Origin of the sequence: Micromonospora sp. HM134 (assembly GCF_007833915.1) — a bacterium.
GTDB classification, from domain to species: domain Bacteria; phylum Actinomycetota; class Actinomycetes; order Mycobacteriales; family Micromonosporaceae; genus Micromonospora; species Micromonospora wenchangensis.
Genome location: NZ_CP041061.1, coordinates 4,405,468 through 4,430,604, shown reverse-complemented (window position 1 = coordinate 4,430,604; position 25,137 = coordinate 4,405,468). Strand labels below are relative to the sequence as shown.

The following is a 25,137-nucleotide window of genomic DNA, read 5'->3' as shown; positions in this document are numbered from 1 at the left end:
ATAGCGGCTAGTGTTAGGGCAGAACGTTCAAGCCCCCCGGGGAGGTGGGACGTGGCACGCAGTGACGACGCGGACTCGCGCGCCGCACGGTGGGAGAAGGAGGCCCACGATCTCTCCACGCAGGTCGCGTTCCTTCAGGAGGAACTCGCTCTGGTGCGGCGCAAGTTGACCGAAAGCCCCCGACACGTCCGGCAGCTCGAAGAGCGGCTGGCGGCCACCCAGGCACAGTTGGCGCGGCTCACCGAGAACAACGACCGGCTCGTGAGCACCCTCAAGGAGGCTCGCGCGCAGATCGTGACGCTCAAGGAGGAGATCGACCGGCTGGCACAGCCGCCGTCCGGCTACGGCGTCTTCCTCGCGCGACACGACGACGGCACGGTGGACATCTTCACCGGCGGACGCAAGCTCCGGGTAGCCGTCTCACCCTCACTGGACGCCGAGGAGTTGCGGCGCGGCCAGGAGGTCCTGCTCAACGACGCGCTCAACATCGTCGACGCGTTCGGCTACGAGCGGGTCGGTGAGGTGGTGATGCTCAAGGAGATCCTCGCGGGTCCCGAGGGCGCTCCGGGTGACCGGGCGCTGGTGGTCTCGCACTCCGACGAGGAGCGCATCGTCCACCTGGCCGACACCCTGATCGGCACCGCGATCAGGGCCGGCGACTCGCTCATGATCGAGCCCCGCTCGGCGTACGCCTACGAGCGGATCCCGAAGAGCGAGGTCGAGGAGTTGGTGCTGGAGGAGGTGCCCGACGTCGACTACACCGACATCGGCGGCCTCCAGTCGCAGATCGAGCAGATCCGCGATGCGGTGGAGCTGCCCTTCCTGCACGCCGACCTGTTCCGGGAGCACCAGCTCCGGCCGCCGAAGGGCATCCTGCTCTACGGTCCGCCGGGCTGCGGCAAGACGCTCATCGCCAAGGCGGTGGCCAACTCGCTGGCCAAGAAGATCGCCGAGCGGCTGGGCAAGGACCGGCACACCAGCTTCTTCCTCAACATCAAGGGCCCGGAGCTGCTCAACAAGTACGTCGGCGAGACCGAGCGGCATATCCGGCTGATCTTCCAGCGGGCCCGGGAGAAGGCCGGGGAGGGCACCCCGGTCATCGTGTTCTTCGACGAGATGGACTCGATCTTCCGGACCCGTGGCTCCGGTGTCTCCTCCGACGTGGAGAACACCATCGTCCCGCAGCTGTTGAGCGAGATCGACGGCGTCGAGGGCCTGGAGAACGTGATCGTGATCGGTGCCTCCAACCGGGAGGACATGATCGACCCGGCCATCCTGCGCCCCGGCCGGCTCGACGTGAAGATCAAGATCGAGCGTCCGGACGCCGAGGCGGCCAAGGACATCTTCTCCAAGTACATCCTCGCCGGGCTGCCCCTGCACCCGGACGACCTGGCCGAGCACGGCGGCGAGCCCCAGGCCACCGTGGCGGCCATGATCGACGCGGTCGTCCTGCGGATGTACTCGGAGACCGAGGAGAACCGCTTCCTCGAGGTGACCTACGCCAACGGTGACAAGGAAGTCCTCTACTTCAAGGACTTCAACTCCGGCGCGATGATCCAGAACATTGTCGACCGGGGCAAGAAGATGGCGATCAAGGAGTTCCTCACCTCCGGACGCAAGGGGCTGCGGTTGCAGCACCTGCTCGACGCCTGCGTCGACGAGTTCCGGGAGAACGAGGACCTGCCCAACACCACCAACCCGGACGACTGGGCCCGGATCTCCGGCAAGAAGGGCGAGCGGATCGTCTACATCCGCACGCTCGTCTCCGGCGGCAAGGGCACCGAGGCCGGCCGCTCCATCGAAACCGCCAGCAACACCGGCCAGTACCTCTGACCGGACGATCGGACGGGCCCGCGACGCGACGCGTCGCGGGCCCGCTCGTCTTCGTCACCCACTGTTAACCGGGCCACCCCGCGTCCGGCGGGTGGAATGCCGGACTCGTCGGTAGACTTCCCCCACCGCGTAGTCGACTCCGAGGAACCGCGTGCCGCCCGAGCTCTCCGTCGCCGATCCGCCGCTGTCCCCGGTGGTGGACCAGGCGCCCCCCACCCTCCCGACGCGCCCGCCGGCCCGGCGGTGGCGGTGGATTCCCCTCCTGCTCGCCGCCCTCGTCGCCGCGTGGGCCGTACCCCTCGCCGGGCACGCCCTGCACCAGGAGTGGCTCCTCCCACCGATCGTCCTGCTCGCCACGGCCAGCGTGCTGCGCGGTGGTCGTACCCTGCTCGACCGGCTGATGCTGGCCCTCGGCCTGCTGCTCGGCCTGGCCGCCGTCGCCGGCCTGGTCTTCCCGGTCTGGCCCTGGGGGATGCGGCCGGTGCCGGTCACCGGGATCGCCCTCACCGCGCTCGTCCTCGTCGCGGCGCTGCTGCGCCGCCGCCCCCGGCTGCCCCGACCCGGCTGGGCCGACCTGTTCCCGCTGGCCGGCGCCGCCGCCATGGTGATCTACCTGCGCCAACCCTGGCAGCGTGCCGCCGACCTCGCCGAGCGGCTCACCGTCCTCGGCATGGGCGAGGACAACTGGCGGCACCTCGCCCTGTTCGACGTGATGGGACGCCTCGACGGCTACACCTTCGTCGACCCGGCCGCCGCCCGGGAGCAGATCACCGCCCAACTCGTCTACTACCCGCAGGGCTGGCACCTGATCACCGCCCTGCTCGACGGCTTCCTGACCCCCACCGCACCGCGCGCCGACGACCTCGTCGCCCACTACTTCGGCTGGACCATCGCCGGCTTCGGGCTGCTCACCCTCGTGCTGATCTGGGCCGCCCAGCGGCTCTCCGGCCCGATCCACCTGCTGCACCGCACGGTGCTCACCGTGGTCGTCGGCGCGCTGATCCTCGGCACCCAGCTGCCCCGGCTGCTCAACGCCGGCTACCCCACCGAGGTGCTCGGGCTGACGCTGACCGTGCTGATCGCCACCCTGGTCGCCCGGCCCGTCCCCGGCACCCGGGAACAGGTCGTGCTGCTGTGCGCCCTGCTCGCCGCCCTCGGGTTCACCTACTACCTGTTCCTGCCGGCCGCCGCCGTGCTGGTGCTCTGCTGGGTGCTCACCCACTGGCGGGAGGCGCTGCGCCGGTGGTTCACCGTGCTGACGGTCGGCCTGGCCGGCGCCGCCCTCGCCCTGGTCGCCCCGCTGCTCGGCGTGCTGCGGGCGGGGCAGACCGAGGCGCTGGTCATCGGCTCGTCGCAGGCCGTCGAGGGCTGGCGGGCGCTGATCTGGCTCGGCGGCATCGTCGGGGTGGCCCTGCTGGTCCAGGTCGCCCGCGCCGACCCGGCCTGGCGGCGCTGGCTGCTGGTCTGCGTCGTCGGCGCGGCCCTGCCGCTGACCATCGCGCAGCTCAACGTCAACGACGGGGTGCAGCCCGGCTACTACTTCGTGAAGGCCACCCACCTGGCCACCGCGTTGCTGATCGTCGGCACCGCCGCGGTGGTCCGGCTGCTGCCGGTGCCCCGGCCAGCGTTGAGCTGGCGGGGGGTCGGCAGCACCGGGGCCGGGGTGCTCGCCGCCGCGCTCACCATGACCGTCGCGGTGGCCCTCTGCGGGGTCACCGGGTGGCACCGCAGTCTGCTGGTCGTCGACGAGCAGACCTGGGCGCAGCGCTGGGTCCACCAGGATCTCACCCTGCCGTCCAGAGTGGCCTGGGTGTGCGCCGACGCCCAGCAGCGCTACCCCGAGAAGCCCGGCACCACCACCCTGGTCATCGACCGTGGCCCGATGCGGTCGTACCTGATCTCGCTCTGTCTGTCGGCGCTGCACGGCACCACCGCGGCCACCGACCCGGGCATCTACAACCTGCCGTTCCTCGAACCCGACCGCACCGACATCATCGTCCGCCGGGTGTCCGGGCCGATCCGGTTCATCACCTCCGACCCCAAGGGCGAGCGTCGGGTGCACCGGATGCTGCGCGACGAACCCGCCCTGCGGCACCGGCTCAGCTGGGTGCCGCTGACCGTCCCCGAGTGCGACGTGGCCCCCTCCGACGAGCCGCCCCCGCCGGGCACCGAGACCGCGACACCCGACCCGGCCGAGGCGGCATGCCCCCTTCCCCGGTGAGGCGGACTACGCTCGACGTGACGGCGGACCGGGTGAGGCGAGCGGAGCGGGTAGGTCGATGAGCGTCAGAAGGATCATGGGCACCGAGGTCGAGTACGGGATCTCCGTGCCCGGCCAGGCCGGAGCCAACCCGATGGTCACCTCGTCCCAGGTGGTCAACGCGTACGGCGCGCGCCCGGAACTCAACCGTGGCGGCCGGGCCCGCTGGGACTACGAGGAGGAGTCGCCGCTGCGCGACGCCCGGGGGTTCACCTACTCCGGCGCGGCCTACGACCCGGCGGAGGCGCTCGCCGACGAGGATCTCGGCCTGGCCAACGTGATACTCACCAACGGCGCGCGGCTCTACGTCGACCACGCCCACCCGGAATACTCCACCCCCGAGGTGACCAACCCCCTCGACGTGGTGCGGTGGGACAAGGCGGGGGAGCGGGTGATGGCCGAGGCGGCCCGGCGGGCGGCCACCATCCCCGGCACCCAGCCGATCCACCTCTACAAGAACAACACCGACAACAAGGGCGCCAGCTACGGCGCGCACGAGAACTACCTGATGCGGCGGCAGACCCCGTTCGCCGACATCGTGGCGTACCTGACGCCGTTCTTCGTGACCCGGCAGATCGTCTGCGGCGCGGGCCGGGTCGGGATCGGGCAGGACGGCGGGCAGAGCGGCTTCCAGATCTCCCAGCGGGCGGACTTCTTCGAGGTCGAGGTGGGGCTGGAGACCACCCTCAAGCGGCCGATCATCAACACCCGCGACGAGCCGCACGCCGACGCCGACAAGTACCGCCGGTTGCACGTCATCATCGGCGACGCCAACCTGTCGGAGATCTCCACCTACCTCAAGGTGGGCACCACGGCGCTGATCCTCACCATGATCGAGGAGAAGGCGCTCGGTGCCGACCTGGGCATCGCCGACCCGGTCGCCGAGCTGCGTGCGGTCAGCCACGACCCGTCCCTGACCCACCGGATGCGGCTGCGCGACGGCCGCCGGTTGACCGCCCTGGACCTCCAGTGGGCCTACTACGAGCGGGTCCGTTCCTTCGTGGACGAACGCTACGGCGCCGACGCCGACGCGCAGACCCGGGACGTGCTGGACCGCTGGGAGCGGGTGCTGGACCGGCTGGGCCGCGACGTGTTCCTCTGCGCCGACGAACTCGACTGGGTGGCCAAGCTGCGGCTGCTGGAGGGCTACCGGGAGCGGGAGAAGCTGGGCTGGGGCTCGCACAAGCTCCAACTGGTCGACCTCCAGTACTCCGACGTCCGGCCGGAGAAGGGCCTCTACCACCGGCTGGTGACCCGGGGCTCGATGAAGACGCTGCTGGACGACGAGCAGACCCGCCGGGCGATGACCGAGCCGCCGGAGGACACCCGGGCCTACTTCCGGGGCCGCTGCCTGGCCCAGTACGCCTCCGAGGTGGTCGCGGCGAGCTGGGACTCGGTGATCTTCGACGTGGGCCGGGAGTCGCTGGTCCGGGTGCCGATGATGGAGCCGGAGCGGGGCACCCGCAAGCACGTCGGCGCGTTGTTCGACCGGTGCGACACCGCCAAGGACCTGCTGGAGACCCTGACCGGCGGCTGACCCGTCCGGTGACGGTGGCCCGTCGTGCGTCGGATGCCGGCGCGCGACGGGCTTTTCGTCGTCTCCGCGAGGTAAGTTCATCGCAGACGATCGTGGAGGAGGCAGCGAGATGGCTTCACAAGAGGGCGGCCAGACGCAGTCGGGCAAGTCGCACCAGGCCGAGGAGATCGACGACGTCACCACCGAGGCCAACCCGGAGGTCGCCGAGCGGCACGCCGAGATCACCGAGGACGTCGACGACCTCCTCGACGAGATCGACTCGGTCCTGGAGGAGAACGCCGAGGAATTTGTGAGGGGTTACGTGCAAAAAGGAGGCCAGTGAACAAACTGGGTCGAAACGGACATGCCGCTCCCCCTGGATGATCAGGACGGCCGTCGTCGTTGCCGCGACTGCGGGGAATGGAAGCCGCTCGCCGAGTTCTGTGTGAGCAGCAAGCGTCCCAGCGGTCGTGGCAGCTACTGCAAACCTTGCTTCAACAACCGTTCGAAGGCCAGTTACGCCAAACGGGTCAAGGAGAAGCATCGTCGAGAGGTGAGGCCGACTCGGGAAGTTCCGGAAGGTCATCGCTTCTGCGCCGACTGTGGAACCGTCAAGCCCGTGGTCGACTTCCCCCGCAACCGGGCCGACAGTACGGGCTATGCCACGTACTGCAAGCCGTGCCACAACAGCCGCACCAAGGAAGTCAGGCAGCGGCTCTACGGCGGCAGTCGGGAGTACCACCTGCGTCGCCGCTACGGGATCGGCGAGAAGGAGTTTCGGGAGCTGCTCGCCGAGCAGGGCGGGGTCTGCGCCGTCTGTGGCGCGGAAGATCCTCAACATGTGGACCACGATCACCGCACCGGATGGGTGCGCGGGATACTCTGCTTCAACTGCAACGGTGGTCTTGGCCAGTTCCGTGACAGTCCCACGAGGCTGGCCAGGGCGATCACGTACCTGAGAGGAACCACGTGGCAGCGGGCTTTGATCCATCCGGGCGTCTACCAGATGTGTTCACCAACGCGGGGACGTCCTCCTTCACCTCGTTCCTGAGCAGGGTGGCCCCCGAGATGCTGCCCGGCCGACGGCCGCTGCCGCCGGGCATGGCCGCCGACCTGGCACCCCACGCCACCACCATCGTGGCCATCTCGGCCACCGGGGGCGTGGTGCTGGCCGGCGACCGCCGGGCCACCATGGGCAACCTGATCGCGCAGCGCGACATCGAGAAGGTGCACCCCGCCGACGCGTACTCGCTGGTCGGCATCGCCGGCACGGCGGGCATCGGCATCGAGCTGATGCGCCTGTTCCAGGTGGAGCTGGAACACTACGAGAAGATCGAGGGCGCGATGCTCTCCCTCGACGGCAAGGCCAACCGGCTCGCCGCGATGATCCGGGGCAACCTCGGCGCCGCCATGCAGGGGCTCGCGGTCGTCCCGCTCTTCGCCGGCTTCGACCTGGCCGCCCGGGACCCGGCCCGGGCGGGGCGGATCTTCAGCTTCGACGTCACCGGCGGCCCCTACGAGGAGACCGGCTACGACGCGATCGGCTCCGGTTCGCTGTTCGCCAAGTCGGCGTTGAAGAAGCGCTACCGGGCCGGCATCTCCATCGACGACGCGACCCGGCTCGCCGTCGAGGCGCTCTACGACGCCGCCGACGACGACACGGCCACCGGTGGACCGGACCTGACCCGGCGGATCTACCCGGTGGTGATGACGGCGACCGCCGAGGGCACCCACCGGCTCACCGAGGCCGAGACGGCCACCATCGCCGAGGCCGTCGTCGCCGGGCGGATGGAGAACCCGGGCGGCTGACGCCGTCCCCACCCCCACCAGCCAGCAGTCGTCAGCACAGCGCCAGAAGGAGAACCGCCGCCGTGGCCATGCAGTTCTACGCCTCGCCCGAGCAGATCATGCGCGACCGCTCCGAGCTGGCCCGCAAGGGCATCGCCCGGGGTCGCAGCGCGGTGGTCCTGAGTTACACCGGCGGGGTGCTCTTCGTCGCGGAGAACCTCTCCAGCGCCCTGCACAAGGTCAGTGAGATCTACGACCGGATCGGCTTCGCCGCCGTCGGCCGGTACAACGAGTTCGAGAACCTGCGCCGCGCCGGGGTGCGGATGGCCGACCTCAACGGCCTGAGCTACGACCGGCGCGACGTGACCGGCCGGGCGTTGGCCAACGCGTTCGCGCAGACCCTCGGCGCGATCTTCACCGAGCAGTCCAAGCCGTTCGAGGTGGAGATCTGCGTCGCGCAGGTCGGTGCCACGGCCGAGGAGGACGAGCTGTACCGGCTCACCTACGACGGCTCGGTCAACGACGAGCCGGGCCGGATGGCGATGGGCGGTCAGGCCGAGGCGATCACCGGCGTGCTCAAGTCCGAGCACCGCCCCGACCTGTCGCTCAGCGAGGCGGTCAGGGTGGCGATGAAGGCGCTGAGCAGCGTCGGTGGCGAGGGTGGCGCGGCCCGCACGATCGCCCCCAACCAGCTGGAGGTGGCGGTCCTGGACCGCAGCCGGGTGGGGCGTACCTTCCGGCGGATCACCGGGGCGGCGCTGACCGCGCTGCTGGAGGGCGACGCGGCCGGTGACGCCGCGCCGGCCGACGGCCGGGCCAAGACCCCGACGGTGCCGACCGAGGAGGCGCACAAGCCCACCACCTCGGCCGGCTCGGCCGACCTGGAGGGTCAGCCGCAGGAGAAGCCGGAAGCCTGACCGAAGACGTGGGCAGGGGCCGGGGTGACGCACCCCGGCCCCTGCGGTGTTCCTGCGGTCATGCCTTGCGCAGCAGCGGCCGGGCCAGGGCCCAGTAGCCGGCGGCGATGACGTTGAAGATGCCCATCCCGGGCGGCGACTCGACGTTCGACGGGTCGACCTTGGCCGTCATCAGCTCGGCGATGATCCCGTCGGGGACCGTCCGCTCCTGCTGGAGCTGCCGACGCCGGGCCCGCACCCAGGCCCGGTTGGTCCACAGCCAACCCCAGCCGCGCGTCTTCTCCCGGCTCCAGCCGCCGAGCAGCGCGGCCACCAGCATCGCCGCCTCGGTGAGCAGCAGCATCGGGGCCAGCACCACCAGCGTCCGCGTCTCGTACGCGGTGAGCAGCGAGATCAGGCGGTTGCGTTCCAGCAGGTAGTGCTTGAGCTTGTTGCGGGAGAACTCGTAGTGGTGCACCACCACGGCGTCCGGGACGTACTCCTGGCGTAGCCCGCGCTGCCACAGCCGCAGGCTGATCTCGGTGTCCTCGTGGTAGGCGAAGTACTCGGCGGCGAAGCCGTCCAGCTCCCGCCACAGCGCCCGGTTGATCACGAAGCAGCAGCCGCTGATCGACGGCACGGTGGTCCGTCGGGCGTGGGCGCTGGCCGGTTGGCCGTTGCCGCCGGCCCAGGACAGCCCGATGTAGTGCAGCGGGTTGCCGGACGTGTTGATCAGGTCGGGGTTCTCGGCGAGCCGGATCGAGGCCATGACCGCGCCCACGCCCGGCTCGCCGGCCACCGCCACCGTGCGGGCCAGCGCGTCGGGGGCGACGACGGCGTCGGAGTTGACGAAGGCCAGCCACTCGCCGGTGGCCTCGGCGGCACCGACCCGGCAGCCGCCGGAGTAGCCGGTGTTCTCCTCCGGGCGGACCACCCGCACCCCGGCGAAGCCCTTGACCACGTCGATGCCGTCACCGGTGCAGCCGTTGTCGACCACGATCAGCTCGATCTCGACGTCGACGCTGGCCAGCACGGCGCGGGCGGCGTCGACCAGGTAGGGCTCGGCACCGTAGGCGAGCATCACCGCGGACACCTGGGGGCGGGACATCTACAGACCTCCGGAGACGCCGGTGGCCACCACGTCGTCGAGCGGCCGGGTGGGGGTGGGGGTGGCCGGCCGGGCGCCCCGGCGCAGCAGCAGGACGGCCATGGTGGCGGCCACCACGACGGAACCGACGGCGTAGGCCAACTCGACGCGGAGCGCCACCGGGGCCGGGACGACCGTGACGGCGAGCAGGGCGGCCACCCCGATCGTCCAGGAGACCGCCTGGGCGCGGTGCCGGTCGAGGGCGAGCAGCGCCTGCCCGAGCACCATCGCCCACAGGTAGGCGAGGGTGCCGACGGCCAGCCAGGCGAAGTCGCCGTGGCCGAGCACGCCGGGGGCGTCGAAGAGCCGGTGCACCAGCCACGGGCCGAGCGCCACCGCGCCGATCGCCCCGGCGACGCCGAGGGCGGTGACCACGCCGAGCGCCCGGCGCAGCAGGCCGTGGAAGCCGGCCACGTCGCCGGTGGTGGCGGTGGTGGCCAGGCCGGGCAGCAGCGACGCCTGCATCGAGCCGAAGACGAACAGCGGGATGCGGACCAGTACCAGGGCGGAGAGCAGCGCACCGGCGGTGGCCACGTCGGCCGGGTCGATCAGCCGGGCGTTGATCACGCCGACGTTGACCACGACCTGGGAGAGCAGGCTGGAGACGGTGAGCAGGCCGAGGCCGCGCAGCAGGGTGCCCCAGGCCACGGGGACGCCCCCGCCGACGGCCCGCAGCACCGGCGGAAGGGTCACCAGTACCGACAGCAGCGGGGCGACGACCAGCACCACGCCGTACCAGACCGGGTCGGTGACGCCGCCGACGCCGAGCCCGGCGACCAGCGCGATCCGCAGCCCGCCGTCGACGCCGAGTTGGGTGCCGTACCAGGGGAAGAGTTGCAGGCCGGACAGCACGCCCCGGGTGGTGTACGCGACGGCCATCCCGACCAGCGCGCCGATCAGCACGGCGACCATCCTGCCGTCACCGGCGAAGAGCCGGTCGGTGAGCGCCCGGTAGCCGGCCAGGGTGACCACGACCAGCAGCGCCAGCACGACGGCGGCGACGACCGCCCCCCGGGCCAGCACCGGTCCCGGGGGCAGCCCCTGGCTGCGGCGGGCGGCGACGACCCGGGCCACCTCCTGCTCGACGGGGATGAACACGCCGATGCCGAGGGTGAACACGATCGACCAGAGCACCGACAGCGAGGAGTAGTCGGCGAGGTCGAGGGCGTGCCCGGCCACCGCGAGGTGCACGTAGGAGGCGAGCCCGAGCAGGGCGAGCCCGCCTCCGACGGCGAGGGTGCCGGGCGGGACGAGGTGGAGCAGCCGCCGCATCACCGGCGGATGAGCGCCAGCGTGAGCACCGCGAAGGCCCGGCCCAGGTAGATCATCGCCTTGGCGGGGGAGTGGCTGGGCGTGCCCGCCATCCGCTTGCGCATCGCCACCGGCACCTGACGGATGCGGTAGCCGCGTCGGGCGGTGTGCACCAGGGTCTCCACCGTGTCGCCGAGGTACTCGGCCGGGTACCAGCCGGCGAACATCTCGATGACCCGCCGGTTGGCGGCCCGGAACCCGGACGTGGTGTCGGTCAGCCGGGTCTTCGCGACCCGGGAGAGCACCCCGGACAGCATGACCATCGCCCAGCGTCGGGGACCGCGTACGGAGTAGTCGCCCTCACCGGCGAACCGGGCACCGATGACCAGGTCGTTGTCGTCGAGCAGGTCGACCAGCTTGGGCACGTAGCGGGGGTCGTGCTGGCCGTCGGCGTCGATCTGGATCGCCACGTCGTAGTCGTTGTCCCGGGCGTACCGGTAGCCGAGCCGCATCGCCCCGCCCACCCCGAGGTTGTACGGCAGCTTCGCCACCCGGGCACCGGCGGCGGCGGCCACGGCGGCGGTCCGGTCGGTGGAGCCGTCGTCGACCACGAGCACGTCGACACCGGGCAGTTCGCCCCGGACCTCGCCGACCACGTCGGCGATCGACCCGGACTCGTTGAGCGCCGGGATGATGATCAGGACGCGCTTGCCGTTAACCATCGTGGGACACCAGTTCGTCTCGGGTGGCTGCGGTGACCTGCGCGCCGTCGGCGAGGCGGGCGGCGCGTTCCGCGTCGATCTGCGCGCGGAGCAGGGCGAAGTCCTCCGCCAGGGTGCGGGTCTCCTCCTCCAGCGCGCTGACCTCCCAGCTCAGGTGCACGCAGACCAGCAGCAGGAAGACGATGCCGAGGAAGAGCACGAGGCTGACGCCGGAGACCACGCCGAAGAAGCCGGCCACGTTGTCCAGCAGGCGGGGGAACAGCGACAACGGGATGACGATGACCAGCACGCCGAGCCAGAGCATGCCGTACTTCTCGCGGAGCTGGCGGCGGCGCAGCAGCTCGACGATGGTGGCGAGCAGGATCAGGCCGGTCAGACCGGTGACGAGGGTGAGCTTCATGCGACCTTCCACGGGGCGGGTGCAGTCGGGGAGGCGAAGGCGTCGGACAGCGTGTCGCGCCAGTCCGGCAGCGGGGGCAGGCCGGCCTCGGCCCACCGGTCGTGCCCTAGCACACTGTACGCGGGTCGGGCGGCCGGACGGGGAAACCGGTCGCTGGTGGTGGGTCGGACCCGGTCCGGGTCGAGGCCGGCCAGCGCGAAGGCGGCGCGGGCCAGTCCGTACCAGGTGGTCCGGCCGGTGCAGGTGCCGTGGTAGATCCCGGCGGGGGCACGGCCGGCCAGGGCCGCGTCGGCGAGCGCCACCAGGTGCCGGGCCAGCGCGTACGACCAGGTGGGTTGGCCCTGCTGGTCGTCGACCACGTCGAGGTGGTCCCGGGTGGCGGCCAGGCCGATCATGGTGGTGACGAAGTTGCGCCCGTGCGCCCCGTAGAGCCAGGCGGTCCGTACCACGTAGCCGGTTTCGGGGAGGAATCGGACCACGGCCCGCTCCCCGGCGAGCTTGCTGCGGCCGTACGCGTTGATCGGGTCGGTGGGGGCGTCCTCGGCGTACGGGGTGTCCGCGTCGCCGGCGAAGACGTAGTCGGTGGAGACGTGCACCAGGCGCGCGCCGGTGTGGGCGCAGGCGCGGGCGAGGTGGGCCACCGCGTCGCCGTTGATCGCGGTCGCCGCCGCCTCGTCGCGTTCCGCGCCGTCGACGTCGGTCCACCCGGCGGCGTTGAGCACCACGTCCTGCCCGGCGACGGCGGCCCGGACCGCGTCGGCGTCGGTGAGGTCGAGGTCGGCGCGGGTGGTGGCGGTCACCTTGAGGTCGCCCCGGGTGGACAGCACGTCGCACAGGTCCCGGCCGAGCATGCCGCCCGCGCCGGTGACGAGGATCCGGGTCATGCGCCCGACGCCGTCTTCAGCGGCTCCCACCAGGCCCGGTTGTCCCGGTACCAGGCGACGGTCCGGGCCAGGCCCTCGTCGAGGTCGATGCTCGGGGCGTACCCCAGCTCGGTGTTGATCTTGCTGATGTCCAGCGAGTAGCGGCGGTCGTGGCCCTTGCGGTCGGTCACCGGGACGACCCGGTCCCAACCGGCGTCGCACGCCTCCAACAGCCGCCCGGTCAGCTCCTTGTTGCTCAGCTCCGTGCCGCCACCGATGTGGTAGACCTCGCCGGAGCGGCCGGCGTGCGCCACCATCGCGATGCCCCGGCAGTGGTCGTGCACGTGCAGCCAGTCCCGCACGTTGCCGCCGTCGCCGTAGAGCGGCACCGTGCCCCCGTCGAGCAGGTTGGTGACGAACAGCGGGACGACCTTCTCCGGATACTGGTACGGCCCGTAGTTGTTGGAGCAGCGGGTCACCACCACGTCCATCCCGTGGGTCCGGTGGTAGGCCAGCGCCAGCAGGTCCGAGCCGGCCTTGGAGGCCGAGTACGGCGAGTTCGGGGCCAACGGCCAGGTCTCCGTCCAGGACCCCTCGTCGATCGAGCCGTACACCTCGTCGGTGGAGACGTGCACGAACCGGCCGGTGCCGTGCCGCAGCGCCGCGTCCAGCAGGGTCTGGGTGCCCAGCACGTTGGTGGTGACGAACGGCGCGGCGCCGGCGATCGAGCGGTCGACGTGCGACTCGGCGGCGAAGTGCACGATCACGTCCTGGCCGGCGACGACCTCGTCGACCGTCGCCGGGTCGCAGATGTCGCCCCGGACGAACCGCAGCCGGGGGTCCTCGCGCACCGGGGCGAGGTTGTCCAGGTTGCCGGAGTAGGTCAGCTTGTCCAGCACGGTCACCGTGGCAGGCTCGACGGCGGGCACCCCGGACGCGTCGCCGCCGGGCACGCCCAGCAGCATCCGTACGTACTCCGACCCGATGAATCCGGCTCCGCCGGTGACGAGAATCCTCACGGGGACGGAAGTGTACGCGCATCGGCCCGCCGCTCCGGGGACCGCGACCCCGGTGTCCGGTTCGCGTCGGTCCCGGTAGGCTCCCCCGGTGCGTGGAATCCTTCTCGCTGGTGGCACCGGGTCCCGGCTGTGGCCGATCACCCGGGCGGTGTCCAAGCAGCTGATGCCGATCTTCGACAAGCCGATGGTCTACTACCCGCTGTCGACGCTGGTGATGTCCGGGGTGCGGGAGATCCTGGTGATCACCACCCCGGAGGACCAGGACCAGTTCCAGCGGCTGCTCGGCGACGGCGGCCAGTGGGGGCTGCGCCTGGAGTACGTCGCCCAGGCCCGCCCGGAGGGCATCGCGCAGGCGTTCGTCCTCGGCGCGGACTTCATCGGCGACGACTCGGTGGCGCTGGTGCTGGGCGACAACATCTTCCACGGCGTCGGCCTCGGCCGGCAGTTGGCCGACAACGGCGACCTGGTCGGCGGGCGGGTCTTCGCCTACCCGGTGGCCAACCCGCAGGCGTACGGGGTGGTCGACTTCGACGCCGACGGCCGGGTGTTGTCGATCGAGGAGAAGCCGGCCCGGCCGAAGTCCCGCTACGCGGTGCCGGGCCTGTACTTCTACGACAACCGGGTGGTCGAGATCGCCGGCAAGCTCACCCCGAGCGCCCGGGGCGAGTTGGAGATCACCGCGGTCAACGAGGCGTACCGGGAGGCCGGGGAGCTGTCGGTGACCGTGCTGGACCGGGGCACCGCCTGGCTGGACACCGGCACCTTCACCTCGATGATGCAGGCCGGCGAGTTCGTCCGGGTGATCGAGGAACGGCAGGGCATGAAGATCGGCTGCGTCGAGGAGGTCTGCTGGCGGGCCGGCCTGATCGACGACGCCCGGCTCCGCGCGCTGGCCGAGCCGCTGACCAAGAGCGGTTACGGTGACTACCTGCTCGGTCTGCTGGCCGACAAGCACGACGAGGCGGTGCTGCGCGCGGCACAGCCGGGAACGGAGGGGGCGCGGTGAAGATTCGTCCGCTGAGCATCGAGGGCGCCTGGGAGGTCACCCCGCAGCAGCACGGTGACCCGCGTGGCCTGTTCATGGAGTGGTACCGGTTCGACCAGCTCGCCGAGGCGGTCGGCCATCCGCTGCGGCTTGCCCAGGCCAACCTGTCGATCTCCGGCCGGGGCGTGGTGCGCGGCATCCACTTCGCCGACGTCCCGCCCGGCCAGGCCAAGTACGTCACCTGCGTACGGGGCGCGGTGCTCGACGTGGTGGTGGACCTGCGGACCGGTTCGCCGACCTTCGGCCGCTGGGAGGGCGTCCGGCTGGACGACACCGACCGGCGGGCGGTCTACCTGGCCGAGGGCCTGGGGCACGGCTTCTGCGCGTTGACCGACGACGCGACCCTGAGCTACCTCTGCTCGACCACCTACAACCCGACCGGGGAGCACGCGGTGCACCCGCTCGACCCGGAGTTGGGCATCGAGTGGCCGGCGCAGGTGCCGCAACTGTCCGCCCGGGACGCGGCGGCACCGACGTTCGCGCAGGTCCGGGCGGCGGGAGCGCTGCCGGACTACGCCGCCTGCCGGGAGTTCGTGGCCGGTCTGGGGCCGGACGGGATGCCGTACACCGACGGGATCTGATCGACCGGAGCACACGACCTGTGCTGTGACAGTGACGAACCGACCCTCCGGGCGGCTAGTGTCACATCATGGAGCGGCGAATCTTCGGCCTCGAGACCGAGTACGGCGTCACCTGCACCTATCGCGGGCAGCGACGGCTGTCCCCAGACGAGGTCGCCCGGTACCTGTTCCGCCGGGTGGTGTCGTGGGGCCGGTCGAGCAACGTGTTCCTGCGCAACGGGGCCCGGCTCTACCTGGACGTCGGGTCGCACCCGGAGTACGCCACTCCGGAGTGCGACTCGGTCACCGACCTGGTCGCCCACGACCGGGCCGGTGAGCGCATCCTGGAGGGCCTGCTCGTCGATGCGGAGAAGCGGCTGCACGACGAGGGCATCGCGGGTGAGATCTACCTGTTCAAGAACAACACCGACTCGGCCGGCAACTCGTACGGCTGCCACGAGAACTACCTGGTGTCCCGGCACGGTGAGTTCGGTCGGCTCGCCGACGTGCTCATCCCGTTCCTGGTCACCAGGCAGTTGATCTGCGGCGCCGGCAAGGTGTTGCAGACCCCGCGCGGGGCGGTCTACTGCCTGTCCCAGCGGGCCGAGCACATCTGGGAGGGCGTCTCCTCGGCGACCACCCGCAGCCGGCCGATCATCAACACCCGCGACGAGCCGCACGCCGACGCCGAACGCTACCGCCGGCTGCACGTCATCGTCGGTGACTCCAACATGAACGAGGTCACCACGCTGCTCAAGGTCGGCTCGGCCGACATCGTGCTGCGGATGATCGAGGCGGGCGTGGTGATGCGCGACCTGTCGCTGGAGAACCCGATCCGGGCCATCCGGGAGGTGTCGCACGACATCACCGGCCGGCGCAAGGTGCGCCTCGCCTCCGGCAAGGAGGTCAGCGCCCTGGAGATCCAGCAGGAGTACCTGGCGCGGGCCACCGAGTTCGTGGAGCGTCGGGGCGGCGACCAGACCGCCAAGCGGGTGGTGGAGCTGTGGGGCCGGGTGCTGAACGCGGTGGAGAGCGGCAACCTGGACCCGGTGGCCCGGGAGATCGACTGGGTGAGCAAGCTCCGGCTGATCGAGCGCTACCAGCGCAAGCACGACCTGCCGCTGTCGCACCCCCGGGTGGCGCAGATGGACCTCGCCTACCACGACCTGCGCCGGGGCCGGGGCCTGTACGGGCTGCTGGAACGGCGCGGCCAGGTGGACCGGGTGGCCACCGATCCGGAGATCTTCGAGGCCAAGGAGACCCCGCCGCAGACCACCCGGGCCCGGCTGCGCGGCGAGTTCATCCGGCACGCCCAGGAGAAGCGGCGCGACTTCACCGTCGACTGGGTGCACCTGAAGCTCAACGACCAGGCACAGCGCACCGTGCTCTGCAAGGACCCCTTCCGGGCGTACGACGAGCGGGTGGAGCGGTTGATCGCGAGCATGTGACCAGGGGGCCGGCGGTCGGTGACGGCCGCCGGCCCACCGGTACGCTGGCGGGGCGATGAACGATTCCGAACCCGCCGACCGCGAGCGCGGCGACACCCAGCGGCTCAACTGGATCGACCGCCGTCGGGCGAAGATCCGCGACGAGATCGCCCGTAACCGTCGGGGCGAGTACACCGTGCCGACCTGGGTGCTGACCGTGGCGCTGGTCGTCATCGTGGTCGGCTGGCTCGCGTTGATCTTCCTGGTCGGCTGACGCCCCCACCGGCCGCCGCGGTCCGCGCCGCACACCGCCCGTCGGGCCGACACGGCCCGATTGAGCAATCGGGAAGATGAGCCGGCCCACCGGTGCTGGCACCCTGGTGCGACGGCGGCCCGTCGGGGGTGGCCGACGAGTCAGGGGGTGCCGGTGGCGCACATCGATCTGGGTCTCGACGAGAAGGCGTTCCCGGGGATCACCGGGCCGATGCGCTACCGGCCGGAGACCGCGAAGCCGCTGAACGAGCTGGCCGAGGTGCTGTTGCGCACCCCGCACCCGACGCTGACGCCGGGCGAGCGGGAACTGATCGCCGCCTACGTCTCCGGGCTCAACGAGTGCCGGTTCTGCTGCGCCTCCCACTCGGCGTTCGCCGCCGCCCAACTGCCCACCGGGATGACCCTGGTCGACCAGGTGCGGGCCGACCCGGACACCGCGCCGATCAGCGCGAAGCTGCGCGCCCTGCTGCGCATCGGCGCGGCGGTCCAGGCCGGCGGGCGGCAGGTCACCACCGAACTGGTCGACGCGGCCCGTGCCGAGGGCGCCACCGACCTGGAGATCCACGACGCGGTGCTGATCGCCGCCGCGTTCTGCATGTTCAACCGCTACGTCGACGGCCTGGGCACCTACGCCCCCGACGGCGAGGGCTACGAGGCGACCGCCGCGCGGATCGTCGAGCACGGCTACACGGCCTGACCGCTGGTCCACCGCCCCGGGTGGACGGTGCCGCCGACCGGTCAGCCGGCCAGGGCGGCGGCGTGCCGGCCGGCAGCGGCCGCCGCCAGGAAGTAGGCGTGGTCGGCGTCCAGCCCACGACCCATCGTGGACAGCCGCACCGGCAGGGCGCGCAGCGCGGCGTCCAGGCCGGTGGTGTTCACCCGGACCAGGGTGTGCCGGGCGGCCAGCGGGGCCAGCGCGGCGTCCACCCGGGCCGCAAGCTCCGTCGGCAGGCCGTCCGGCACCACCAGCTCCGCCGGGGCCAGCGCCACCCGGCCGTACGCGGTGAGGCTGTGGTGCGACACCCCCTGGTGCCGGGGTCGGGCGTCGGCGTCGGAGATCCGCAGCGAACCGACCGGCCGGCCGCCCAGCACCGCCACCGCGTTGACCGCCTCGCCGACGGCGACGCCGGAGAAACCCCACCGGGTGCCGGTGCCCAGGTTGCCCGGCCCCTGCGCGACGATCGCCACGTCGGCGCGGAGCACGTGCCGGGCGGCCAGCAGACCGGTGTGCAGGGTGGCCGCCTCCAGATCCCCGCCGAACGCCTGCCCGACGCTGACCGTCCCGACCAGCGCGTCGCGCAGCCCGTCGAGGGTGCGGGAGAACCAGGCCGGCAGCGCGCCACCGTCGGTGAGCAGGTACGCCACCCGGGCCCGGGGGGCGTCGGCGTGGATGCCGGCGAGGACCGCCGGCAGGGCGGAGTGCAGGTCGGCGGTGACCACCGGCAGCCCGTCCAGGCTGTCGACGGCGGCGAGCAGCGCGTGGTGCGGCGACGCCTCCTCGTCGACCCCGAGCATGATCGGCTGCAACGGGGTGTACCGGGCCTTGACCAGGTGACCGGCGTCGCGGCTGTCGCCGGCCTGCGGCGGGTCGGCGGGCAGCCGGTCGGGCAGGGCGACCACCAGGGCGTACCCGCCGGTGCCGAGGCCCATCAGCAGCGCGCCGGCGTTGAGCAGCACCCGGTCGCCGGGGACGGGGTCCCCGACCAGCTCCGGGTAGGCCAGCGCGCGCATGGTGGCCCCGTCGGGCAGGGCGACGTCGAGTTCCACCGCGCCGGCCCACCGTCGCCGAACCGCCGTGACCGTCCCGGACCGCCATCGCACCATGCCCGGCACGCTATCGCCGACCGCCCGGCCGGCCGCGTGCGGGGCCGCCGCCGGTCAGTCCCGCCCGTCGGCCTCCTGATCGGACGGCCCACCGGTCGGGCGCGCGTCGGCGACCGGGCCGGGGTACGCCGTGCCGAGCGGGGCGTCGCCCACCGGGCCGGGCTCCTCCTGGGTACGCCGGGCGTGGCGGCCGGCCGCGCCGGGCAGCGACCGGGTGGGGTCGAGGAAGACGTACCCGATCTCCGGGTAGCGGTCGGTGAGCCGCCGTTCGGCCTCGTCGGCGGCGGCCTCGATGTCGGCCCCGGTCGCCTCGTCCCGGAAGTCGACCTTGGCGGCCACCAGGATGTCGTCCGGGCCGAGCTGCATGGTCAGCAGGGTGTCGACCCGGTCCACCGTCGGCAGGTCGGCCAGCTCGCGTTCGATCTCGTGGTGCAGCCGCTCGGGCACCGCCCGGCCGACCAGCAGCGAAATGTTGCTCTTGGCCAGGATGGCGGCGACCACGAGCAGCAGCAGGCCGATCAGGATCGAGGCGATGCCGTCGAACAGCTCGTCGCCGGTCCACTGCGACAGGCCCAGCCCGACCCCGGCGATGAGCAGGCCGATCAGGGCGGCGCTGTCCTCCAGGAACACCGCCTTGACGGTGGTGTCGGCGGTCAGCCGCAGGAACCGGCGCGGGGTGGTCCCCCAGCGGCGGGACTCGCCGCGCACCTGGCGTACCGCGCGGGTAAGCGACACCGACTCGATGGCGAAGGAGACCGCCAGCACCACGTACGAGATCAGGTAGTCGCCGCTGTGCTCGTGCACCAGGATGGTGGTCACCCCGTGGGTGATCGCGAAGCCGGCACCGGCCACGAAGGTGAACAGCGCGGCCAGGAACGCCCAGACGTAGCTCTCCTTGCCGTACCCGAACGGGTGCCGGACGTCGGCGGGCCGGGCACCCCGGCGCAGCGCCAGGTAGAGCAGCACCTCGGTGGTGGTGTCGGCGACCGAGTGGGCCGCCTCGGAGAGCATCGCCGCCGAGCCGGAGATGATCCCGGCGACCAGTTTCGCCACCGCGATGGCGAGGTTCGCCGCCCCCGCCACCACGACCGTGCCGACGCTCTCGCTCTTGACTTCGGCCTCCGCCATGCGGTCACCGTAAGTCCGCCGGGCCGCCCCCGCTGGGCGGCGGGCTGTCCGTCACGCCACACCCCGCGCGGGTGCACGGGTATCCCGCCCGGGCTGCTAGCGTTCACCCCGTGTCGCGGAGTCGTACCGAACGCCTGGTCAACCTGGTGATCTGTCTGCTGTCCACCAGGCGGTTCCTGACCGCCGCGCAGATCGCCGCGACCGTGCCCGGCTACGAGCACGATCCGGACGACGCCCGGGAACACGAGGCGTTCCAGCGCAAGTTCGAGCGGGACAAGGCGGAACTGCGCGAGCTGGGGGTGCCGCTGGAGACCGGGACGGCCAGCGTGTTCGACGCCGAACCCGGTTACCGGATCGCCCACCGGGAGTACGCCCTGCCCGATATCCCGCTCGAACCGGACGAGGCCGCCGCAGTGGGCATCGCCGCCCGGCTGTGGCAGCACGCCGGGCTGGCCGCCGCCGCCTCCTCGGGGCTGGCCAAGCTGCGCGCGGCCGGCGTCGACGTCGACCCGCAGGCCACCCTGGGGCTGGAGCCGATGGTCACCGTCGACCCGTCGTTCGCCCCGCTCACCGCCGCCGCCCGGGACCGCCGCGAGGTCACCTTCGACTACCGGGTGCCCGACCGGGACGCGCCGACCCGCCGCCGGTTGCAGCCGTGGGGCGTGGTCTGCTGGCGGGGCCGCTGGTACGTCGTGGGCCACGACCGGGACCGGGCGGCGACCCGCTGCTTCCGGCTGTCCCGGGTGACCGGCGCGGTCCGGGTCACCGGTGCCCCCGGCGGCTACGAGCCACCGGCCGGCGTCGACCTGATCTCGCACGTGGCCACCTGGTCCGGGCCGGTCGAGCGGACCGGCCGGGCGACCGTGCTGGCCGCCCCCGGGCGGGCCGCCGGGCTGCGCCGGTGGGCGGTGCAGAGCGTGCCCGGCCCCGACGGCGACCGGCTGGTGCTGCCCTACGCCGATCCGGAGTCGCTGGCCGGCCAGCTCGTCGGCTACGGCCCGGACGTCCGGGTCCTGGACCCACCCGAGGTACGTGACGCGGTGATCCAACGGCTCAAGGAGATCGCCGCCCGGCACGACGAGCTGGCCGTGGCCGGGGGTGCCCGGTGACCCGCCCCGCCGCGCGCACCTCCGCCGACCGGCTGGCCCGGCTGCTGAACCTGGTGCCCTACCTGCTGGCCCGGCCGGGCATCGAGATCGCCGAGGCGGCCGGCGACCTGGGCGTCACCGAACGGCAGCTGCGCGAGGACCTGGAGCTGCTCTGGGTCTGCGGGCTGCCCGGTTACGGCCCGGGTGACCTGATCGACATGGCCTTCGACGGTGACCGGGTGACCATCACCTACGACGCCGGCATCGACCGGCCGCTGCGGCTCACCCCGGACGAGGCGCTGGCCCTGGTGGTGGCGCTGCGGATGCTCGCCGAGACGCCCGGGGTGGCCAACCGGGAGGCCGTCGAGCGGGCCCTGGCCAAGATCGAGAACGCGGCCGGTGACCTGGTCGGCGCCCCGGTGGCCGTCCGGCTGCCCGGCGAGAGCCAGCGGGTGCAGGAACTGCGGGCCGCGGTCGAGCGGCGGCGGGCGCTGCGGATCACCTACTACACCGCCGCCCGGGACGAGAGCACCGACCGCGTCATCGACCCGCTGCGGATGCTCATGGTCGACGGCCGGGCGTACGTCGAGGCGTGGTGCCGCCGCGCCGAGGCGGTCCGGTTGTTCCGGGCCGACCGGATCGACGCGGTCGTCGAGCTGGACGAGCCGGCCGTCGTGCCGCCGCAGGCCCGCCCGCACGACCTGCGGCAGGGGGTGTTCCAGCCGTCACCGGACCTGCCGCTGATCACCCTGCGGATCGGCCGGGGGGAGCGGTGGATCACCGAGTACTACCCGTGTGAGCGGGTCGAGGTCGACGGCGACCACTGGCTGGTGTCGCTGCGGGTGACCGATCTCGACTGGGCCCGCCGCTTCGTGCTCGGGCTCGGCCCGGACGTCACCGTCCTCGCCCCGGTCGAGCTGGCCACCCAGGTACGCGCCCAGGCCACCGCCGCGTTGGAGGCGTACGCGACGCCCGGCGGCCTCGGCCGGCCCGGCGGGCGCGGTGACGTCCCGGTAGGCTGACCGCCGTGGTGAAGTGGATCGTTCTGGCGGTGCTGCTGTTCGCGCTTGTCGTGTTGGCCCTGGCGGTCCGTCCGGTGCTGGTGCGACTGCCCCGGCTACGCCGGGCGGCGGTGGCGTTGCAGCGTCGCCAGGCCGACGCCGAGACGCTGCGGCACAGCGCCGAGGCGTTGCAGGAGCGGGCCGAAGCGCTCCAGCGGCAGACCGAGACGACCCAGCAGCGGCTCGAACTGATCAAGGCCAAGCGCGGCAAGTGATCGACGGCGGTCGGTGGGCCGCCCGCCCGGTGCCCGTCCGGAGTCCGTTTCACGCAGCTCTGCACCCGTCCAGGTGGTTGACGGGACGCTCGCAGGTGGTCAAGACTTCACCGGCCGGGCCGCATCAGCGGTGGCCCGGCGGGTGGCAGCAGCCCGTCACGCACGTACGATGGGCTCCGACACACCCTTCGACACAGAGCGACTGGAGCTTCCCATGGGTGCCCTCAAGCCGTGGCACATCGCCGTACTCGTGGTCGTGCTGATCCTGCTGTTCGGCGCGAAGCGGCTCCCCGACGCGGCCCGCTCGCTCGGCCGTTCGTTGCGGATCATCAAGGCGGAGACCAAGAGCCTGGCCGACGACGACCGCGACCTGGCCGAGAAGGCCGACGCGCAGGCCGGCTACCAGCCGCTGCCGCCCCAGCAGCAGCCCGTGCAGCAGCAGCCGTACGCGCCGCAGCCCCAGCAGCAGTACGCCCCGCCGCAGGCTCCGCAGCAGCCGGTCGCCCCGCCGGTCGACCCGGTGCAGCGCGTCCGCGACAACTGACCGAAGGGCCCGATCACCGTGGCCTTCGCGCTCCGTAAACGCGGCCCCAGCACCTTCGAACGGGCCTCCGACGGTTCCATGACGCTCATGGAGCATGTCCGCGAGCTGCGCAACCGGCTGTTCCGCGCCTCGCTGGCGATCGTGGTGGGTCTGATCGTGGGTTTCTGGCTCGCACAGCCCGCGTTCGATCTGCTCAAGGAGCCGTACTGCCAGCTGCCCGGTGCCCTCGACGCGTCGGGGGAGTGCCAGCAGTTCCTCCAGTTGTCACCGGCGGACGGCTTCATCCTCAAGCTGAAGCTGGCACTCTGGATCGGCCTGATCGTCGGCGCGCCGGTCTGGCTCTACCAGCTGTGGGCGTTCATCGCGCCCGGTCTGCACCGGCACGAACGCAAGTGGGCGTACGTCTTCGTGTCGATCGCGGCGCCGCTGTTCGCCGCCGGGGCGGTCCTGGCCTACCTGGTGGTGGACAAGGGTCTCGCGTTCCTGATGGAGTCCGGTGTCACCGGGCTGTCGACCCAGCTCGAGGTGACCCGCTACATCTCGTTCGTCACGAACATGATCCTGTTGTTCGGGGTGGCGTTCGAGTTCCCGCTGATCCTGTTGATGCTCAACTTCACCGGTGTGGCGAGCGCGAAGCGCCTGCTGAGCTGGTGGCGGGCGGTCATCTTCATCTGCTTCGCCTTCGCCGCGATCGCCACTCCGGACCCGGGCCCGTTCGGCATGACCCTGCTGGCCCTCTCGCTGTCCCTGCTGTACTTCGTCGCGGTCGGGGTGGCCTTCGTCAACGACCGGCGCAGGAAGCGGCGCGACGGCTCCTACGCGGGGCTGAGCGACGACGAGGTGTCGCCGCTGGAGTTGGACGACGATCCGGTGGTGGCCACGCCGGAGCTGGAGTTGTCCGAGCCGGTGCACGCCTCCGAGCCGGTGGCGCCGCCCAAACCGATCGACCGCCGCTACGACGACATGACCTGACGGCGTAGCCGTCGCGGGCCCCTGACGGTGTTGCCGTCGGGGGCCCGATCCGTAGGGCGAGATCAACGCGGAGTTGTGCCGACCCGATCGTCGTGTTCGCGGTCCTCCAGCGCCTCCAACAAGAACCTCAGTTCGGATGCCCGCCGTTGGCCGCTGCCGGTCAGTTCGTAGGCCCGGTGCCGATCGTCCTCCCGTACACCCACCAAGCCTTTTCGTCGCAGCCGGTCCAGGGAGCGGGTGATGTTCCCGTCCGGCAGTCGGACCCCGGCCTTTTCGACAGTGGCGCGCGCTAATTCGCTGAATCGTGCGGGCTGATCCGCGAGGCAGAGGATAACGAGTGCCTCCCAACGGTGGGAGAACAATTTGTCCAGGTTGCGAAGATATTCGAATTTCACGCGCTAACCCCCGTGTGAACGCGATGTGTCACGTACGCCAGTTCCATTTCTGGTCGTTCGTGCACCCCATGCAACCCGGGCGCCTGCGCCCTGTCAAGCGCGGCGGGGTGCACCGGGACCGTGTCCGACCCCGCCAGCCGCGCCAATCCTGCCCGATTGGCGCTGGTGCGGGCGGTTATCGCCGTACCCGCCCCGCGTCCGGCGTTTCGAGCCAAGGGTTTGACCGGACTCTGCTGCTCCTGGGCACACACAGAGTGTGCGTCCGATCGCGCCGTAGATTCCACGACTGCCGTACCGATAGACCTTTGGTGTCCATCGGACTTGACGCCACCGGCCGGCTGGCGGGCGTACGACCGCAAACCGGCGATGGCGTCCACGAATAGTGGCGGAGGAAGTCACCATGAACGGAAAACTGATGTCCAGGCGTCGCGTGGCCCGAATGCTCGCTATCGTTCCTGCGGTTGCGGCGGCGGTAGTGGTGGCCCCGGCGGTGGCGCAGGCTGCGTGCACCTCTCCGACCTTTTCGGTCTATCCGGGTTCCGGCATCTCGAACGTGCGTTACGGCCAGGTGGACTTCCACTTCACCGCGTGCAGCAATCAGGCCCCGTCAGCCTGGGCCGCCTCCGTCGGCACCGCACAGGTCAACTCGACGGGCAAGAATCTCGGATTCTTCATCGACGGGGTGTCGATCCCGACCGACTCGATCGGCTCGTCGACCAGGTACTGGACCGGCAAGATCGCAGCCAGCACCTGCACGCCACGGGTGGGCTTCCCGTGCTCGCGCTCGTACTCGATGACGGTGAAGTTCAGCGCCTCCCTCGACCGCTTTGGCAACCCCCAGATCTACATGGGGACCCGCTCCGCTCCCACCGGGATGGCGCTGTTCACCACCCCCTGATCCGAGCCGGCG

27 protein-coding genes are annotated in these 25,137 nt (G+C 71.7%); 18 read left to right on the top strand and 9 right to left on the bottom strand.

The annotated features are described in order from the left end of the window. Nucleotides 1–51: 51 nt before the first annotated feature. The 7 genes from arc to prcA all read left to right on the top strand — a co-directional run bounded on the left by arc (nucleotide 52) and on the right by prcA (nucleotide 8,314). Nucleotides 52–1,833 (top strand): proteasome ATPase, encoded by a 1,782-nt coding sequence (gene arc, locus FJK98_RS18970; RefSeq protein ID WP_145920213.1) that lies wholly within the window; start codon nucleotides 52–54, stop codon nucleotides 1,831–1,833. Between the two features lie 151 nt (nucleotides 1,834–1,984). Next, nucleotides 1,985–4,054, top strand: a complete 2,070-nt coding sequence (locus FJK98_RS18965; RefSeq protein ID WP_145920212.1) for a hypothetical protein — start codon at nucleotides 1,985–1,987, stop codon at nucleotides 4,052–4,054. A 58-nt stretch (nucleotides 4,055–4,112) separates the two neighbouring features. After that, on the top strand, nucleotides 4,113–5,630 hold the full coding sequence (gene dop, locus FJK98_RS18960) for a depupylase/deamidase Dop (RefSeq protein ID WP_145920211.1): 1,518 nt from the start codon (nucleotides 4,113–4,115) through the stop codon (nucleotides 5,628–5,630). A gap of 109 nt (nucleotides 5,631–5,739) precedes the next feature. Then, a complete protein-coding gene (locus tag FJK98_RS18955) occupies nucleotides 5,740–5,952 on the top strand; it encodes a ubiquitin-like protein Pup (protein WP_091239691.1) in 213 nt (70 codons plus the stop codon). A gap of 21 nt (nucleotides 5,953–5,973) precedes the next feature. Continuing rightward, nucleotides 5,974–6,660, top strand: coding sequence for an endonuclease VII domain-containing protein (locus tag FJK98_RS18950; RefSeq protein ID WP_145920210.1), 687 nt, complete (start codon nucleotides 5,974–5,976; stop codon nucleotides 6,658–6,660). After that, nucleotides 6,579–7,418 (top strand): proteasome subunit beta, encoded by an 840-nt coding sequence (gene prcB / locus FJK98_RS18945; RefSeq protein ID WP_194820837.1) that lies wholly within the window; start codon nucleotides 6,579–6,581, stop codon nucleotides 7,416–7,418. Before FJK98_RS18950 ends, prcB begins: the two co-directional genes overlap by 82 nt. 62 nt (nucleotides 7,419–7,480) lie before the next feature. Continuing rightward, nucleotides 7,481–8,314 carry a proteasome subunit alpha gene (gene prcA, locus FJK98_RS18940; protein ID WP_145920208.1) on the top strand — a complete coding sequence of 278 codons (834 nt, stop codon included), beginning with the start codon at nucleotides 7,481–7,483 and terminating at the stop codon, nucleotides 8,312–8,314. Between the two features lie 58 nt (nucleotides 8,315–8,372). Here prcA and FJK98_RS18935 read toward each other — a convergent pair whose 3' ends face one another. Genes FJK98_RS18935 through rfbB form a run of 6 tightly spaced genes read right to left on the bottom strand, consistent with a single transcriptional unit; the run spans nucleotide 8,373 to nucleotide 13,695 of the window. Further along, nucleotides 8,373–9,401: a glycosyltransferase family 2 protein gene (locus FJK98_RS18935; RefSeq protein WP_145920207.1), complete on the bottom strand. Its 1,029-nt coding sequence runs from the start codon at nucleotides 9,399–9,401 to the stop codon at nucleotides 8,373–8,375. After that, nucleotides 9,402–10,712, bottom strand: a complete 1,311-nt coding sequence (locus tag FJK98_RS18930; protein WP_240762155.1) for a polysaccharide biosynthesis protein — start codon at nucleotides 10,710–10,712, stop codon at nucleotides 9,402–9,404. Further along, nucleotides 10,712–11,413, bottom strand: a complete 702-nt coding sequence (locus FJK98_RS18925; protein WP_145920205.1) for a glycosyltransferase family 2 protein — start codon at nucleotides 11,411–11,413, stop codon at nucleotides 10,712–10,714. The genes FJK98_RS18930 and FJK98_RS18925 overlap by 1 nt, the downstream gene beginning before the upstream one ends. Further along, nucleotides 11,406–11,813, bottom strand: coding sequence for a DUF2304 domain-containing protein (locus tag FJK98_RS18920; RefSeq protein WP_145920204.1), 408 nt, complete (start codon nucleotides 11,811–11,813; stop codon nucleotides 11,406–11,408). Before FJK98_RS18920 ends, FJK98_RS18925 begins: the two co-directional genes overlap by 8 nt. Next, a complete protein-coding gene (gene rfbD / locus FJK98_RS18915; RefSeq protein WP_145920203.1) occupies nucleotides 11,810–12,697 on the bottom strand; it encodes a dTDP-4-dehydrorhamnose reductase in 888 nt (295 codons plus the stop codon). Before rfbD ends, FJK98_RS18920 begins: the two co-directional genes overlap by 4 nt. Then, entirely contained in the window at nucleotides 12,694–13,695 is a 1,002-nt protein-coding gene (gene rfbB / locus FJK98_RS18910) for a dTDP-glucose 4,6-dehydratase (RefSeq protein WP_145920202.1), read from the bottom strand. The genes rfbD and rfbB overlap by 4 nt, the downstream gene beginning before the upstream one ends. A gap of 88 nt (nucleotides 13,696–13,783) precedes the next feature. Between rfbB and rfbA the strand changes: the two genes are divergently transcribed. The 5 genes from rfbA (at nucleotide 13,784) to FJK98_RS18885 (ending at nucleotide 17,697) form a co-directional block, all read left to right on the top strand. Then, nucleotides 13,784–14,701 carry a glucose-1-phosphate thymidylyltransferase RfbA gene (gene rfbA / locus FJK98_RS18905; RefSeq protein WP_145920201.1) on the top strand — a complete coding sequence of 306 codons (918 nt, stop codon included), beginning with the start codon at nucleotides 13,784–13,786 and terminating at the stop codon, nucleotides 14,699–14,701. Then, entirely contained in the window at nucleotides 14,698–15,321 is a 624-nt protein-coding gene (gene rfbC, locus FJK98_RS18900; RefSeq protein WP_145920200.1) for a dTDP-4-dehydrorhamnose 3,5-epimerase, read from the top strand. The genes rfbA and rfbC overlap by 4 nt, the downstream gene beginning before the upstream one ends. A gap of 68 nt (nucleotides 15,322–15,389) precedes the next feature. Continuing rightward, complete coding sequence (pafA, locus tag FJK98_RS18895) at nucleotides 15,390–16,748, top strand: Pup--protein ligase (protein WP_088646860.1); 1,359 nt, start codon at nucleotides 15,390–15,392, stop codon at nucleotides 16,746–16,748. 55 nt (nucleotides 16,749–16,803) lie between these two features. Beyond that, a complete protein-coding gene (locus FJK98_RS18890; protein WP_145920199.1) occupies nucleotides 16,804–17,001 on the top strand; it encodes a hypothetical protein in 198 nt (65 codons plus the stop codon). 153 nt (nucleotides 17,002–17,154) lie between these two features. Continuing rightward, a complete protein-coding gene (locus tag FJK98_RS18885) occupies nucleotides 17,155–17,697 on the top strand; it encodes a carboxymuconolactone decarboxylase family protein (RefSeq protein ID WP_145920198.1) in 543 nt (180 codons plus the stop codon). A 41-nt stretch (nucleotides 17,698–17,738) separates the two neighbouring features. Here the strand turns inward: FJK98_RS18885 and FJK98_RS18880 are convergent, their stop codons facing one another. Together FJK98_RS18880 and FJK98_RS18875 are read right to left on the bottom strand one after the other, a co-directional pair. Continuing rightward, the gene (locus tag FJK98_RS18880; protein WP_145920197.1) at nucleotides 17,739–18,824 is read right to left on the bottom strand and encodes a DUF3866 family protein; all 1,086 of its coding nucleotides are present in this window, start codon (nucleotides 18,822–18,824) and stop codon (nucleotides 17,739–17,741) included. A 54-nt stretch (nucleotides 18,825–18,878) separates the two neighbouring features. Next, a complete protein-coding gene (locus FJK98_RS18875; RefSeq protein WP_145920196.1) occupies nucleotides 18,879–19,952 on the bottom strand; it encodes a cation diffusion facilitator family transporter in 1,074 nt (357 codons plus the stop codon). Between the two features lie 110 nt (nucleotides 19,953–20,062). Here FJK98_RS18875 and FJK98_RS18870 point away from each other — a divergent pair, with 110 nt between their 5' ends. The 5 genes from FJK98_RS18870 (at nucleotide 20,063) to tatC (ending at nucleotide 23,832) form a co-directional block, all read left to right on the top strand. Next, complete coding sequence (locus FJK98_RS18870) at nucleotides 20,063–21,061, top strand: YafY family protein (protein ID WP_145920195.1); 999 nt, start codon at nucleotides 20,063–20,065, stop codon at nucleotides 21,059–21,061. Beyond that, nucleotides 21,058–22,062 (top strand): YafY family protein, encoded by a 1,005-nt coding sequence (locus FJK98_RS18865; RefSeq protein ID WP_145920194.1) that lies wholly within the window; start codon nucleotides 21,058–21,060, stop codon nucleotides 22,060–22,062. Before FJK98_RS18870 ends, FJK98_RS18865 begins: the two co-directional genes overlap by 4 nt. Nucleotides 22,063–22,070: 8 nt before the next feature. Beyond that, nucleotides 22,071–22,316, top strand: a complete 246-nt coding sequence (locus tag FJK98_RS18860; protein WP_370516912.1) for a hypothetical protein — start codon at nucleotides 22,071–22,073, stop codon at nucleotides 22,314–22,316. Between the two features lie 214 nt (nucleotides 22,317–22,530). Next, nucleotides 22,531–22,860: a Sec-independent protein translocase subunit TatA gene (gene tatA / locus FJK98_RS18855; protein WP_145920192.1), complete on the top strand. Its 330-nt coding sequence runs from the start codon at nucleotides 22,531–22,533 to the stop codon at nucleotides 22,858–22,860. A gap of 18 nt (nucleotides 22,861–22,878) precedes the next feature. Next, nucleotides 22,879–23,832, top strand: a complete 954-nt coding sequence (gene tatC, locus FJK98_RS18850; protein WP_145920191.1) for a twin-arginine translocase subunit TatC — start codon at nucleotides 22,879–22,881, stop codon at nucleotides 23,830–23,832. Nucleotides 23,833–23,894: 62 nt separating this feature from the next. Here the strand turns inward: tatC and FJK98_RS18845 are convergent, their stop codons facing one another. Next, nucleotides 23,895–24,227 carry a hypothetical protein gene (locus FJK98_RS18845; protein ID WP_145920190.1) on the bottom strand — a complete coding sequence of 111 codons (333 nt, stop codon included), beginning with the start codon at nucleotides 24,225–24,227 and terminating at the stop codon, nucleotides 23,895–23,897. Between the two features lie 400 nt (nucleotides 24,228–24,627). Between FJK98_RS18845 and FJK98_RS18840 the strand changes: the two genes are divergently transcribed. Next, nucleotides 24,628–25,125 (top strand): hypothetical protein, encoded by a 498-nt coding sequence (locus tag FJK98_RS18840; RefSeq protein WP_145920189.1) that lies wholly within the window; start codon nucleotides 24,628–24,630, stop codon nucleotides 25,123–25,125. Nucleotides 25,126–25,137: the final 12 nt, after the last annotated feature.